Annotated in this window: 12 protein-coding genes; 2 read left to right on the top strand and 10 right to left on the bottom strand. The window is 60.8% G+C overall.

The window, feature by feature from the left end; genetic code table 11:
• The first annotated feature begins 248 nt into the window (after positions 1 to 248).
• The gene (locus B5E84_RS03535; RefSeq protein WP_087219352.1) at positions 249 to 983 is read left to right on the top strand and encodes a chromate transporter; all 735 of its coding nucleotides are present in this window, start codon (positions 249 to 251) and stop codon (positions 981 to 983) included.
• Positions 980 to 1,546: a chromate transporter gene (locus B5E84_RS03530; protein ID WP_087219349.1), complete on the top strand. Its 567-nt coding sequence runs from the start codon at positions 980 to 982 to the stop codon at positions 1,544 to 1,546. The genes B5E84_RS03535 and B5E84_RS03530 overlap by 4 nt, the downstream gene beginning before the upstream one ends.
• 102 nt (positions 1,547 to 1,648) lie before the next feature.
• Here B5E84_RS03530 and B5E84_RS03525 read toward each other — a convergent pair whose 3' ends face one another.
• The 10 genes from B5E84_RS03525 to B5E84_RS03480 form a co-directional block, all read right to left on the bottom strand.
• Positions 1,649 to 2,602 (bottom strand): DUF1848 domain-containing protein, encoded by a 954-nt coding sequence (locus B5E84_RS03525; RefSeq protein WP_087219346.1) that lies wholly within the window; start codon positions 2,600 to 2,602, stop codon positions 1,649 to 1,651.
• Complete coding sequence (gene sigK, locus B5E84_RS03520) at positions 2,599 to 3,234, bottom strand: RNA polymerase sporulation sigma factor SigK (RefSeq protein ID WP_087219343.1); 636 nt, start codon at positions 3,232 to 3,234, stop codon at positions 2,599 to 2,601. The genes B5E84_RS03525 and sigK overlap by 4 nt, the downstream gene beginning before the upstream one ends.
• Before the next feature lie 60 nt (positions 3,235 to 3,294).
• A complete protein-coding gene (gatB, locus tag B5E84_RS03515) occupies positions 3,295 to 4,746 on the bottom strand; it encodes an Asp-tRNA(Asn)/Glu-tRNA(Gln) amidotransferase subunit GatB (protein ID WP_087219341.1) in 1,452 nt (483 codons plus the stop codon).
• Positions 4,730 to 6,268, bottom strand: coding sequence for an Asp-tRNA(Asn)/Glu-tRNA(Gln) amidotransferase subunit GatA (gatA, locus tag B5E84_RS03510; RefSeq protein WP_087219338.1), 1,539 nt, complete (start codon positions 6,266 to 6,268; stop codon positions 4,730 to 4,732). The genes gatB and gatA overlap by 17 nt, the downstream gene beginning before the upstream one ends.
• A gap of 11 nt (positions 6,269 to 6,279) precedes the next feature.
• The gene (gene gatC, locus B5E84_RS03505; protein ID WP_087219335.1) at positions 6,280 to 6,573 is read right to left on the bottom strand and encodes an Asp-tRNA(Asn)/Glu-tRNA(Gln) amidotransferase subunit GatC; all 294 of its coding nucleotides are present in this window, start codon (positions 6,571 to 6,573) and stop codon (positions 6,280 to 6,282) included.
• 12 nt (positions 6,574 to 6,585) lie between these two features.
• Positions 6,586 to 7,914 carry an aspartate--tRNA(Asn) ligase gene (aspS, locus tag B5E84_RS03500; protein WP_087219332.1) on the bottom strand — a complete coding sequence of 443 codons (1,329 nt, stop codon included), beginning with the start codon at positions 7,912 to 7,914 and terminating at the stop codon, positions 6,586 to 6,588.
• Positions 7,915 to 8,578: 664 nt separating this feature from the next.
• Positions 8,579 to 9,787 carry an LL-diaminopimelate aminotransferase gene (locus tag B5E84_RS03495; RefSeq protein WP_087219329.1) on the bottom strand — a complete coding sequence of 403 codons (1,209 nt, stop codon included), beginning with the start codon at positions 9,785 to 9,787 and terminating at the stop codon, positions 8,579 to 8,581.
• An 11-nt stretch (positions 9,788 to 9,798) separates the two neighbouring features.
• A complete protein-coding gene (locus B5E84_RS03490) occupies positions 9,799 to 10,452 on the bottom strand; it encodes an ANTAR domain-containing response regulator (protein WP_087219326.1) in 654 nt (217 codons plus the stop codon).
• Positions 10,453 to 10,476: 24 nt separating this feature from the next.
• On the bottom strand, positions 10,477 to 11,760 hold the full coding sequence (locus tag B5E84_RS03485) for a glutamine synthetase family protein (RefSeq protein WP_087219324.1): 1,284 nt from the start codon (positions 11,758 to 11,760) through the stop codon (positions 10,477 to 10,479).
• A complete protein-coding gene (locus B5E84_RS03480) occupies positions 11,750 to 13,453 on the bottom strand; it encodes a glutamate synthase subunit beta (RefSeq protein ID WP_087219321.1) in 1,704 nt (567 codons plus the stop codon). Before B5E84_RS03480 ends, B5E84_RS03485 begins: the two co-directional genes overlap by 11 nt.
• Position 13,454: the final 1 nt, after the last annotated feature.

Raw genomic sequence — 13,454 nt, 5'->3', positions numbered from 1 at the left:
TTCTGCACTTTGGGTATCCGCATAGTCTCAGTATTTGCTACAACTATTAAATCGGCTTAGTAGTGCAAAATTGAGAATCGCTGAATTACCCAAACCTAAGAAAGAACCCCGGAAAGAGAAATCTCCCCGTCCTCTACTTTTCATTATTTTTTAGTAATGAATTATATAAAATAATAACATTTTACTTATTATCTTTCAAGGGTTATACTGTCCTGGACAGAAAAAAGACGAACGAAAGGAAATAAGATATGGAAAAGAAATCTCTCAGCCTCTATCTCTGGCTGTTCAAGGTCAACTTCTTCATCAGCGCCTTCACCTTCGGCGGCGGATACGTGGTAATTCCCATGATCCGGAAGTATTTTGTGACGGAAAAGCATCTGTTTTCCGAGGATGAGCTCATGGACATGGCGGCCATCGCCCAGTCCTCCCCCGGCGCCATCGCCATCAATCTGGCAGTGCTGGCCGGTTACCGGACGGCCGGTTTTTCCGGGGCCGTGGTCAGCGGCATCTCCTCCGTGACGCCCCCCTTCCTCATTCTCTCGGTCATCTCCTCCTGCTACCAGGTCTTCCGGGATCTACCCATTGTGGCAGCCGTTTTAAAGGGTATGGAGGCGGCTGTGGGCGCTTTGATCGTGGACATCGTGGCGGACATGGGAGCCGCCGTTTTAAAGGAGAAAAAGCCCTTCTTCGCCTGCCTGATGCCGGCGGCCTTCGCGGGCAGTTTCCTCTTTGGCATCAATGTGATGGTGCTCCTTCTGCTGTGCACCGGCGCCTGCCTGGTATACTACTATGCCGCAAACCGCACCCGCGGTCTCAAACCGGCGGCCGCGAAGGCAGACCGCCCATTTAAACGCCCCGTTCCCGCGCCGGTGCGGGCAGAGCATTCCGACTATCACCCATCCAACAACAGCGTTTCGGGAATGTCCGTATCTGGCGGACACTCCCGCCGCGCCCGCAAGGACCGGAAAGGAGGTTCCGTATGACCTGGCTCACATTGCTCCTCAGCTTTTTACAGATTGGATTTTTCAGCATCGGCGGCGGATACGCCACCATTCCCCTGATCCAGGAGCAGGTAGTGGATAAATACCACTGGCTGTCCATGCAAGAATTTACAGACATTATCACCATTTCCCAGATGACCCCAGGCCCTCTGGCGGTGAACACCTCCACCTTCACCGGGATCCGCATTCTGGGGCTATTTGGAGCCGTTCTCACCACCTTTGGCTGCGTGATCTCCGGCTTTGTGATCTGCCTCTGCCTCTACCGGTTCTTCTCCAAATACCGGAACGCGGGGCCGGTATTTACTGTGCTCAAAGGGCTGCGGGCCGCCTCCATTGGACTGATCGCCGCCTCCGCCGGCACCATTCTCACCATGGCCTTAGCTGGCACCACCGTCCTCGGCTCTGTGACCCTTCCTGTAAACGGGATCGCGGCGGCGCTCTTTGCCGTCTCCCTGTTTCTCCTGCGGAAATTCCGCTGGAACCCCATTCTGGTCATGGCCGTCAGCGGCGTGGCGGGCGCGGTGATCTACTCTCTGCCGGTTTAAAAACGGCCTGTCTGAAAACCTGGAAAATCTGAAAGGCCAGAAAAGAATATAACAGCCAGACAAAAAAACGGACGCCGGAGAGAACCCCTCTCCAGCGTCTCACTATTCAAACAAACTCATCTGCCCTCCGTCCCCCTTTCCCAGGACGGAGGGCATTTTCCGTTCCGTCACCCGCTCGTCCCCCTCCAGCCGGTCGCAGAGGAAGGGGGAATCCGCCTGATACCGCCTTCTGGCCCCCTCCACCGCCTCCCGCCCCAGGTTGGCGTAGCAGTAGGCGCAAAAATGGGCGCAGGTGTCGTAAGTGCCGATGTCCACGCTGCGCGCACATCCGCAGCCAGGCCGCTGCCCCGGATCCTTTCCGGCCGTCACCGGCCGCCCGGTGATCCGCTGAATGAGCTCCGGGTCGATGCAGGCCCCCTGTTTTACCCCAAAAGCCAAAAAGTCCTGCTCCTCCGCGCAGGTCTGCACCGAAATCCCCCTGGCCGCCGCCATGGGGCCAAACTCCGCCATGAGCCGGAGCCGTTCCTCATGGTCCGGCGGACGCAGGTTCAGCCGCTCTAAGGTTTTTGCTATTTTTCGGTAGCCGTCCAGAAAGCTCACCACGCAGGTTTCCGTCTTTCCCTCCAGCCGGGCGCAAAACCGCTCAAACTCCGCCAGATGACGGGAAATCCCCCACTCTCCCGACAGGAAAATGGGGTCGTAGCGCCACACGGTGCGCTCCGGCCCCAGCCTGTCCGATAGGGCCAAAAACTGCTCCAAAAGCCTGTCCTTTTCCGGCAGCCCCGGCTCCAGATCCCTCCCGTAGGGAGTGAGGGTAAACTGGAAATAATAGGGAAATCCCATGGCGTCCAGGGCTGGAAGACGGGGCTGCATGGGGCCTGGATGTTTCGTCCAGAACACCATGCAGTCCACCGTCTCCCGGTTTAAGGGGATGCGGCTCACCTGCCTCCGGTTCATGGGATTTCTCACGTATACAAAGCCTTCCTCCAGCCGTTTCATCAGCCATTCACTGTAAAAAGCGGGAATATCCGTTCTTCTGCTGGCGCTCACAATCATGACGTATTTCCTCTCTCGAATTCCGTTCTCAGTTTCTCGATGGCCCTCTTTTCGATCCGGCTCACGTAAGACCGGGAGATTCCAAGCACCTCCGCGATCTCCCGCTGGGTGTGCTCACGCTTTCCAAACAGCCCGTAGCGGAGGCTGATCACCTGCTTTTCATTGTCCTTTAAGCAGGCCTCGTAGGCCTCATACAGCTCCGTCACGTCCTGGCTTAAAATGATGGTTTCCAGCACCTCCCGGCCTTCCACCTCAATCACATCCACCAGGTTCACCGCCTCCCCGTCCTTATCCACCCCGATGGGTTCAAAGAGGGACACCTCCCTGGAAAACTTCCGGCTGGCCCGCAGGAGCATGAGAATCTCATTCTCCACGCATTTCGCCGCGTAGGTGGCCAATCGGGACCCTTTCTCCATTTTAAACGTATTCACTGCTTTTATCAAGCCGATGGTGCCCACCGAAAGCAGGTCCTCCGTGTCGTAGTCCGTGCCCTGGTATTTTTTTACCACATGGGCCACCAGGCGCATATTCCGCTCGATCAGCACGTCCCTGGCCCCCTGGTCGCCATCCCTCAAACGTCCCAGATATTCTCTCTCCTCGCTGGCAGTCAATGGTTTTGGAAAAGTTTTCAAAGGAAGCCGCCTGAAAAGCTGTTTATTTTAGTCTATGCCGGGACGGCTTCCTTAGTGCTTTTACAACTTTTTTTCCGTCTGTCCCAGATGGGCCTGCAGCATTTCCCGCACCTGTCCGGCGTCCGCCTTGCCCTTCATCTGGCGCATCACCTGGCCCATGAGGAAGGAAAATACCTTCTCCTTGCCGCCGCGAAACTCCTCCACGGAGCCTGGGTTGGCGGCCAGGACCTGGCGCACCGCCTCCTCTAAGGCGGCCTCGTCCCGCACCACAGCCAGGCCGTTTTCTTCTATATAATGATCAGGGTCAGCCCCCTCCCGCACCATGGCGGCAAACACCCGTTTTGCGGAATGAGGCGTGATCCGCCCTTCCTCCTCCAGGCGGATGAGCCGGGCCAGGTTCTCCGGGGACAGGGAAAGCTCCGATGGCTCCAGCCCGTCCTCCTTCATCAGACGCATGGCCTCTCCCATGAGCCAGGCGGCGGCCCGTCTGCCGTTTCCGCACCGTTTCGCCGTCTCCTCAAACAGAGCCGCCATATGGACGGAGGCGGTGAGGACGGAGGCGTCGTACTCCGTCAGGCCGTATTGCTCCGCAAACACCTGTTTCCGCTCCTCCCGGAGCATGGGGCGGCTCTCCCGCAGCTTGTTTAACCACTCCTCGCTCACCGTCACCGGGGGCAGGTCGGGATCCGGGAAATAGCGGTAGTCCTTGGCGTCCTCCTTAGAGCGCATGGGGCGGGAGGACTCTTTGTTCTCGTCCCAGCGCCTGGTCTCCTGGAGGACGGCCTTTCCCTCCTCTAAAAGCTCGATCTGCCGCTCTCTCTCCCCTTCCACCGCATGGGCGATGGCCTTGAAGGAGTTTAAGTTTTTCATCTCCGTGCGGACGCCGAAGGTCTCAGAGCCCACCTCCCGCACAGATAAGTTCACATCCGCCCGCATGGAGCCCTCCTGGAGCTTACAGTCGGACACCTTCAGATACTGGAGAATGTCCCGCAGTTTCTCCAGATAGGCGATCACCTCGTCGGCACTCCTCATGTCCGGCTCCGACACGATCTCGATGAGGGGGACGCCGCTGCGGTTAAAGTCCACCAGGGAGCACTCCCCCCACTCGTCGTGAATCAGCTTTCCCGCGTCCTCCTCCATGTGGATCTCGTGGATGCGGATCTTTTTCTTTCCCGCCCCCGTGTCGATCTCCACCCAGCCGTCGTGGCAGATGGGGAGGTAGAGCTGGGAAATCTGGTAGTTCTGCGGGTTGTCCGGGTAGAAATAGTTTTTCCGGTCAAAGCGGCTGTAGCGGTTCACCTCACAGTTTAAGGCCAGGCCGGCGGACAGGGCGTACTCCAGCACCTTCTTATTTAACACCGGCAGGGCACCGGGGAAACCGGCGCACACCGGGCAGGTCTGGGTGTTGGGTTTTGCGCCAAACCGGGTGGAGCAGCCGCAGAAAATCTTCGTCCTGGTGGCCAGCTCCACATGGACCTCCAGGCCGATCACCGTCTCATACTGTTTTGCCATCGCTGATTCCTCCCTCTCTTTTCCAGACTTCCTTCCAGGGCCCTCTGGCCGCCTCGCAGGCAAAAGCCGCCCGGAACACCAGATCCTCCCGGAATCGGTTTCCCATGAGCTGCAGGCCCACCGGCAGGCCCTGTCCGTCTAAGCCCCAGGGCAGGGACAGTCCCGGCAGCCCCGCCAGGTTCACCGCCACGGTGTCAATGTCTCCCAGGTACATTTTTAAGGGATCTGCCAGGCTCTCCCCCAAAGGCACCGCCGTGGAGGGAGCCGCTGGGGCTAACAGCACGTCGTAGCGCTCAAAAACCCGGTCAAAGGCCTGCCGCACCAGGGCCCGCACCTTTAACGCCTTTAAATAGTAGGCATCGTAGTAGCCGGCGCTGAGCACGAAGGTGCCTAAGAGGATCCGCCGTTTCACCTCCGGGCCAAAGCCTTGGGAACGGCTCCGCTTGTACATTCCGTGGAGATCGCTCTCCTCCTGATCCGCCCGGAATCCGTATTTTACCCCGTCAAACCGCTCCAGGTTGGAGCTGGCCTCCGCTGAGGCGATGACGTAGTAGGCGGGGATCACATACTCCTCCAGCCCCAGGGAACAGGGCTCCACCGTGGCTCCCATAGCTTTTAACCGCTCTGCCGCTTCCCGGATGGCTGCCTGCACCCCAGGCTCTGTCCCCTCTCCCAGGAAGGCCTCCGGGATGCCCACCCGCAGGCCGCGGGCCGCCACTTCCCCGCCTGCCTCCCCGGTTTCCGAAGATGTGGGGGCATATTTTAAAAAGGAATCCATGCTCTGGTGCGCTCCTGGAACCGCGCTGGTAGCGTCCTTCGGATCCCGTCCCACCAGCAGCCCTAAAAGGGCGGCGCAGTCCGCCGTATCCCGCCCGATGGGCCCCACCTGATCCAGGGAGGAACCGTAGGCGATGAGCCCGTACCGGGAAACGGCGCCGTAAGTGGGCTTGATGCCGGTGACGCCGCACCAGGAGGCCGGCTGGCGGATGGAACCGCCGGTGTCTGAGCCCAGGGCCGCGGCGCATTCTCCCGCAGCAACCGCGGCGCAGGAGCCGCCGGAGGAACCGCCCGGCGCCCGGCTAACATCCCAGGGGTTTTTCGTGGGGCCAAAGCAGGAGGTCTCTGTGGTACTGCCCATGGCAAACTCGTCCATGTTGGTCTTTCCCAGGATTACCGCTCCGGCGTCTGTCAGCCGTTTCACCGCCTCCGCTGTGTAAGGAGGCACAAACTGCTCTAAAATGCGGGAGCAGCAGGTGGTGGGCATCCCTTCCGTACAGAGATTGTCCTTCACCGCCACCGGAACCCCCGCCAGAGGGCTGTCATACCGCCCTTCCCGGATACCCCGGTCCGCCGCTCTCGCCGCCTGGATGGCCCTCTCCCCGTCCAGATGGACGAAGGCGTGAACGTCTGTTTCCACCTGCTTTGCCCGCTCCAGGCAGGCCTTTACGGCCTCCTCGCTGCTGATCTTGCCGGCCCGGATACTCTGCCCCAGGGCCAATGCTGTCATTTCCCATATTTCCATCGTTCCGCCTCCTATTCCACCGTCTTCGGCACCACGTACTGGCCGTCCTTTTCCTCCGGCGCCCCCGCAAGCAGGGCCTCCCTCCGGTCGGGATTTGTCACCTTATCCTCCCGGAGCGCCGTTTCAATCTCGTAGGGATGAACCATGGGCTCCACCCCGGAGGTGTCCAGCTCATTTAATTTTTCCACGTAGTCCAGCATCCGCTTCATTTCCATCTCCGCCTGGTCCTTCTCCTCCTCGGAAAGCTCCAGCTTTGCCAGGATCAGCACATTTTCCAGCACGGCTCTGTCCATTTTCTCTGCCATTTTTTCCTCCTCCTAAGGGGTCAGCCTGCCCATATCTCTGGGGAACAGGCAGCCCTCTCTCACATTGTCCTCTCCCAACAGCTGGGTGGTCAGCCGCTCCAGGCCGATCCCCAGGCCCCCGTGGGGCGGCATCCCGCACCGGAACGCCTCCAGGTATTCCTCCATGCCCTCGCCGGTCATGCCCCTGGACTCCAGCTTTGCCATCAGGCTGTGGTAATCGTGGATTCTCTGGCCGCCGGTGGTGATCTCCAGCCCCTTGTAGAGCAGGTCAAAGCTCAGGGTGTAGCGGCCGTCCTCCGGGTCGTCCATGGCGTAAAAGGGCCGTTTTTTCGCCGGGTAGTGGGTGATAAACACGAAGTCGCTGCCCAAATGCTCTTTGGCGTACCGGCCGATCAGGCTCTCCTCCTCCGGCTCTAAGTCGTAGGGGGCTCTGGCGGGGCGGCCGTAGGTCTTTGCCGCCAGCTCCTTGGCCTCGTCAAACCGCAGGGCCGGGATGGAGGAAATCTCCGGCGGCTCGCAGCCAAGCAGGGACAGCTCCCTGCCGTACTCCCGGCGCAGCAGCTCCATCACGTACCGCAGCATCTCCGTCTCCATGCCCATCACATCCTCCATGCCCCGGATGTAGCCCATCTCAAAGTCCAGGCTGGTGTACTCGTTTAAATGCCTCCTGGTGTTGTGCTTTTCCGCCCGGAACACCGGCCCCGTCTCAAACACCCGGTCAAACACTCCCACCATCATCTGCTTGTAAAACTGCGGGCTCTGGGCCAGCACCGCCGGTTTGTGGAAATAGCTGAGCTTGAAAATGTTGGCTCCGCCCTCTGCTCCCTTGGCGCCGATTTTGGGGGTGTGGATCTCTGTAAAGCCCTGGCTGTAGAGGAAATCCCGGAATCCCCGGACGATCCCCTCCTGGACGCGGAACTTCGCCCGCTCCCTCACGTTTCGCAGGGAAATGGCCCGGTGGTCCAGCCTGGCCTCCAGGGACGCCTTTAACACCAGACGGTCCACGGGAAGGGGCAGGGGGGACGCGGGGGAGGATAACAAAACGGCCTCTTTAACGGCAATCTCGATGCCGTGAGGCGCCCGCGGCTCCTCCCGCAGGGTACCTGTCACCTGGAGAGCGGCCCCTTCCCGGATCTCCCCGGCCTTCTCAAAGGTCTCCCGGTCAAACACGGCCTGCAAAAGCCCTTCCGCCTGGCGCAGCACCACAAACACCACCTCGCCTAAGTTCCGGACCCGGTGGACGGCTCCCTCCGCCTCCACCGCCGTCCCCACAAGCTCCGGGGCGGTCAGCTCTGAAATCCTTCTGGTGGTTTTTTCTGTCATTCCTGTAATTTCCTTCATTGTGGTTCCTCCTTTTCTCGTTCCGGGCTGGTACGCCTCGATGGGAGGCTTTTGTGTTGCAGGAAACAGAGTTTCTTGTGAAACAAAAAAAGTCCCGGAACATCCATTTTTCAATGAATCTTCCGGGACGGGAATTCTGATTTGTCGTTCCCGCGGTGCCACCCGCATTGTCTGCCGCTCCCCTTTTCCCTGCCGTTTCGATCTCCTGGCAGTTCTAAACGGGTCAGCGTTTTCAGACCTCTCATGAAAGCGCCGCACGCGCACCGGCCGAAAACGACAGTTTCCCCATCGTTTATCAGACCTCTTTGCCTGCTGCCGGGCCAACACCCGAAACGCTTTCCCGCTTAACGCGCAGTACACGTGCCGCCCTACTTCCCGTTCAGACGGCCGGCTCCGGAGTGTTCCCTTCCCTTTTCCTTCCTGCAGACGCTCTCAGTCGGTGACGTCCGCTTCCTGTCGGCGCTCCAAGGGCGAGTCTCCTTCTCTGCCTTTGGTTTTGTTTGATTTTCTTTATGGCTCCGTATTATAGTGAGGAATTTCCCGATTGTCAAGTGGATTTTTTGAATTTTCTTCTGGAAATTTTGACCGAAACTTTGAAAATCCCAAAATGGATCCCACGGATCCGGTCACCGGGCCCCATCGCCGGACCGTTTCTCCCGCCGCCTCACATTTTCCGGATCCGCTCCACCGCTTCCAGGGTGTTTTCCCGGTTTCCAAAGGCCGTCAGCCGGAAATACCCCTCTCCCGACGGGCCGAACCCGGAGCCGGGGGTGCCGATGACTCCCGCCTCGTTTAACAGGCGGTCGAAAAATTCCCAGGAGGTGAGGCCGTCCGGCGTCTTCATCCAGATGTAGGGGGAATTGACGCCGCCGGAGGCCTCATAGCCGCAGGCCAGCAGTCCCTCCCGGATCACCGCCGCGTTCTCCATATAGTAGCCGATCTGGGCGCGGATCTGCCGCTGTCCGTCTGGGGTGTACACTGCCTCCCCGGCCCGCTGGACGATGTAGGGAGTTCCGTTGTACTTTGTCCCCTGTCTGCGGAACCACAGCTGCCGCAGGCTCACGCCCTCCCGCACCAGCTCCTCCGGCACCACCGTAAATCCTAAGCGGACGCCGGTAAAGCCGGCGTTTTTGGAAAAGCTGCGGAACTCGATGGCGCAGGTTTTCGCCCCCTCACACTCGTAGATGCTGTGGGGAATGCCCTCCTCGGTGATGTAGGCCTCGTAGGCGGCGTCATAGAGGAGAATGGAGCCGCTTTCATTGGCAGCGTCCACCCACTTCTGCAGCTCTCCCTTAGAGATGGCGGCACCGGTGGGGTTGTTGGGGAAACAGAGGTAGACCAGCTCCGGCATTTTTTCCGGAATCCGGGGCAGAAAGCCGTTTTCCAGGGTGCAGGGCATATAGGTGACGCCGCCGTAGCGCCCCGTCTCCGGGGAGTAGTCCCCCGTCCGTCCCGCCATCACGTTGGTGTCCAGATATACGGGGTAGACCGGGTCGCAGACGGCTACGGTCACGTCGCCGGAGAAGATCTCCTGGATGTTTCCGCAGTCGCATTTGGCTCCATCGGAGATAAAGATTTCATCGGCGCTGATGTGGCAGCCCCGCGCCCGGTAATCCTTCTCGGCGATCACGGAACGTAAAAATTCATAGCCCTGCTCCGGGGCGTAGCCGCGGAAGGTCTTTTCCCGGCCCATCTCGTCCACTGCCCGGTGCATGGCGTCCGTCACCGCCGGTGCCAGAGGCAGGGTCACGTCGCCGATCCCCAGGCGGATGAGCCTGCGGTCCGGGTGGGCCTGCTGGAAGGCCGCCGCCCGCTTTGCCGTTTCGGAGAACAGATAGCTCCCCTGTAGTTTCTCGTAATTGTGGTTGATCATGTCATCTCCTCCTAGTCATTTTCAAATAGCATCAGCACCATCCGGGCGGATTCCGCCATGGTTCTGCCCGTCTCCATGCTCCGTTTCTGCAGGTAGCGGTGGGCCCCCTCCTCCGTCAGCCGGTTCCGCTCCATGAGGAGCTCCTTGGCCTGGCGGATGGCCCTCTGGTCCGCCTCGCTGCGTGTCTTTGTGGGACGGACATTCGGCTCGAAATAAGAACTGCTTTCAGATGTCTTTGTATGACGGACACTCTCCGAAGAACCTCCGCCCGGCTTTCCCGGGACAGAGCCGGCCCGGCCCTCCTGTTTTTTCCGTTTTTCCGGAACATTCCGCCCCAGCATCATCCCCACCGTGTTGGCCAGCTCGTACACCCGCACCGGCGCCGTCACCGCCATCAAATCCGGCGGGCAGTCCGCCAGCCTGGCCTCTGTGCCCACCACCAAAAGCTCCACCCCCGGAGGGAGGTACTCCCGCAACTGAGTACAGTGCATATCCTTCAGCCGGACGCCGCAGATTAAAAGCCCACGTTCCAGAAAGGCCGCCTCCCGGAGGGCCTGAGCCCCGGTCTGGCAGAGGACCATGTCCTCAAAGCCGTTTCGCTCCAGCGCCCGTCTGATATTCCTTCCGTCCTCCAACCTGGAAAACGCGATGATGATGCCCTTCATCCTTCTCCTCCCATCCCGGCAGAATCAATACCGGTATAGATACTCCAAAAGCTCCCAACCGGTCACCTGCCTTTCGTAACGCCGCCATTCCTCCTCCCTGCAGGCGCTGTAGCGGCGGCAGAGCGCCTCACCCAGGGTATCCTTCACAAAGGAATCCCGGTTAAAATGTTCCATGGCAGCCAAAAGGCTCCCCGGCAGCCGTCCGCCAGACTGTCCCTCCGGAATTTCCCTGTGGTTTCGGATTCCGTCCAGGCCCGCTTCCAGACAGAGGGCTAAAAGAAGGTAGGGATTGGAGGAGCCGTCGGCCCCGCGGTACTCCACGCGTGTCCGCATACCGCGTACAGGCGGGATCCGCAGCAGGGCGTTTTCCCGGCGGGAGGACCAGAGCAGATCCGTGGGAGCCTTCGTCCCCGGCACCAGGCGCTTGTAAGAATTCACCAGAGGGTTGGCCACCGCCGTCATGGCCTCCATGTGATCCAGCAGCCCGCAGGCAAACCACACGGCCTCCCTGGAAAATCCTCCCTCTTTATCGCCGGAGAACACGTTTTTTCCGTCCCGGCAAAGGGTGAAATGGAGATGCACGCCGGAGCCCTCCGCGTCGCTCAAAGGCTTTGGCATGAAGGTGGCGTGAAGGCCGTGGCGCTTTGCCACGGTGCGCACCACAAACCGGAAGGTGGCGATCCCGTCCGCCGCCTCCAAAAGTCCCATCCGCCCCAGGTCAATGCCGTGCTGGCCCGGGGAAATCTCATGGCGGGACGCCTCCACCGTCACTCCCATTTCCTCCAGGGTGTGGACCATCTCCCGTCTGGCGCTCTCTCCCAGGTCCACCGGACTGGCCTCCAGGTATCCGGCACGCTCATGGGTCAGCACGGTGGGCTGGCCGTCATCGTCGGTGTGAAAGAGGAAAAACTCGCATTCCGGGCGGACGGACAGGCGGTAGCCTTCCGCCTCCGCCCGCCGCTCCGCCTCCGCCAGCACAGCCCGGGAATCCTCCGGGAAGGGAGTCCCGTCCTCCTGGCACAGGCTGCAGTAGAGGCGGGCCACCTTGCCCGTGTACCCCTTCCAGGGAAGGATGGAACAGGTGGAAAGGTCCGGCTTTAGGAGCAGCTCCACCCCTTCCTCCCCGTCCCGCCCGGCCAGGAAACTGCCGTCCACAAACAGGGGTTCCTCCCCCAGGCTCCGCAGGCGGGCGGGGGTGACGGCCACACTCTTTAAGGTGCCGTTGATGTCTGTAAACTGGAGGCGGACAGCCTCCACCTCCTCGTCCTCCATCTGCTCCAGCACCTGGGCCAGCGCTCTATCTTCCATGCTTTCTCCTCCTTCCCATTGTCTCCAGATTGGAATATCCCATGAGGGACTCGTCCACCTGGGCGGCCGCTTCCAGCCCTTCCCGGATAGCCCAGACCACCAGGGACTGGCCACGCCTCATGTCCCCGGCGGCAAATATGGCCGGGTCGGCGGTGCGGTGGCTGTCTTCGCCGCAGGGGATCCGTCCCCTGCCGTCTAAGGAAATGCCAAAGGCCGCGGCGGCGTACTCCTCCGCTCCCGTAAACCCGGCGGCGATCAGCACCAGATCGGCGGGAATCTCCTGCTCCGAGCCTGGCTTTGGCACCATGCGGGGGCGGGATGCCGGTTTTGCCGGTTTGGGGGCGGGAACGACGGTTTCTGCCGGTTTGTCAGCCGTTGCGGTATCGGCGGTTTCTGCCGTCACGTCAGCTTTTGCGGCCCCGGCGTTTTTTACCGCCTCGTCAACCGTTGTAGTTCCGGCCGTTTTTGCCGTCCCGTCAATCTTCGCGGCTCTGGCTGTCTCAGAGCCTTCCGCGGTCCGCTCCTCCTCCAGCTCCACCGTCCTCACCTTTGCCACATTCCCGTCCTTTCCGGCTAAAAACGCGGCTACGGTGGTACAGAACCGTCTGGGGTCGGCGCCGTAGGCCCAGGCAGCCTCCTCCTGGCCGTAATCCGTCTTTTTCACCCTGGGCCACTCCGGCCAGGGATTTTCCTCTGTCCGGGAGGCGGGAGGCTCCGGCATCAGCTCCAGCTGAACCACGGATTTCGCCCCCAGGCGGACGGCGGTTCCCACACAGTCATTTCCCGTGTCACCGCCGCCGATGACCACCACCCGTTTTCCCTTCACCGTCGGACAGCCCTTGCCCGGCGTTCCCGTGTCCAGCAGGCTCTTTGTCACCGCGGAGAGGAAATCCACCGCGAACCAGATCCCCTTCGCCTCTCTGCCGGGGGCCTCAATATCCCGGGGCCGTCCCGCTCCGCAGCAGAGCACCACCCGGTCAAATTCCTTCCGGATGTCCTCCGCCGCCACCGTGCGGCCCACGTCCGCTCCCGTAACGAAGGTCACGCCCTCCGCCTCCATGAGGCGGATTCTCCGCTCCACAATGGACTTATCCAGTTTCATGTTGGGGATCCCGTACATCAGCAGGCCGCCGGGGCGGTCGCTTTTCTCAAACACCGTCACCTGATGGCCACGCCGGTTTAAGAGAAAGGCGGCGGCCAGTCCAGCGGGACCGCTGCCGATGACAGCCACCCGTTTTCCCGTGCGCACCGCGGGAGGCTCCGGGCGGACCTGACCGGAGTCAAAGGCCCTCTCAATGATCTGAAGCTCATTTTCCTTCGTGGACACCGGTTCCCCGTAAAGCCCGCAGGTGCAGGCCGCCTCGCAGAGGGCGGGGCAGACCCGCCCTGTAAATTCCGGAAAGCAGTTGGTCTTTGCCAGCCGCCGGTACGCCTGCTCCCAGTTTCCCGTGCAGACCAGGTCGTTAAACTCCGGCACCAGGTTCCGCAAAGGGCAGCCGGAGACCATGCCGCCCAGCTCCGCCGCCGACTGGCAGAAGGGCACGCCACAGGCCATGCACCTGGCTCCCTGGAGCTGCTGCCGCTCCCTGGGCAGGGCTCTGTGAAACTCCTTAAAATCCTTGATTCTCTCCTCCGGCGGGCGGACGCTGCCGGTCTCTCTCCTGTAATCTAAAAATCCCGTTGGTTGTCCCATC

It is taken from the genome of Lachnoclostridium sp. An14, assembly GCF_002160755.1.
Classification (GTDB): domain Bacteria; phylum Bacillota; class Clostridia; order Lachnospirales; family Lachnospiraceae; genus Lachnoclostridium_A.
The sequence above is the reverse complement of the archived record's forward strand: the minus strand, read 5'-3'. Positions and strand labels throughout refer to the sequence as shown.

Bases quoted from the DNA above. Each gene is read 5' to 3' on its own strand.
- B5E84_RS03535 (WP_087219352.1), top strand. From the start codon at position 249: ATGGAAAAGAAATCTCTCAGCCTCTATCTCTGGCTGTTCAAGGTCAAC.
- B5E84_RS03530 (WP_087219349.1), top strand. From the start codon at position 980: ATGACCTGGCTCACATTGCTCCTCAGCTTTTTACAGATTGGATTTTTC.
- B5E84_RS03525 (WP_087219346.1), bottom strand. From the start codon at position 2,602: ATGATTGTGAGCGCCAGCAGAAGAACGGATATTCCCGCTTTTTACAGT.
- gatB (WP_087219341.1), bottom strand. From the start codon at position 4,746: ATGGCAAAACAGTATGAGACGGTGATCGGCCTGGAGGTCCATGTGGAG.
- gatA (WP_087219338.1), bottom strand. From the start codon at position 6,268: ATGGAAATATGGGAAATGACAGCATTGGCCCTGGGGCAGAGTATCCGG.
- gatC (WP_087219335.1), bottom strand. From the start codon at position 6,573: ATGGCAGAGAAAATGGACAGAGCCGTGCTGGAAAATGTGCTGATCCTG.
- aspS (WP_087219332.1), bottom strand. From the start codon at position 7,914: ATGAAGGAAATTACAGGAATGACAGAAAAAACCACCAGAAGGATTTCA.
- B5E84_RS03495 (WP_087219329.1), bottom strand. From the start codon at position 9,787: ATGATCAACCACAATTACGAGAAACTACAGGGGAGCTATCTGTTCTCC.
- B5E84_RS03490 (WP_087219326.1), bottom strand. From the start codon at position 10,452: ATGAAGGGCATCATCATCGCGTTTTCCAGGTTGGAGGACGGAAGGAAT.
- B5E84_RS03485 (WP_087219324.1), bottom strand. From the start codon at position 11,760: ATGGAAGATAGAGCGCTGGCCCAGGTGCTGGAGCAGATGGAGGACGAG.
- B5E84_RS03480 (WP_087219321.1), bottom strand. From the start codon at position 13,453: ATGGGACAACCAACGGGATTTTTAGATTACAGGAGAGAGACCGGCAGC.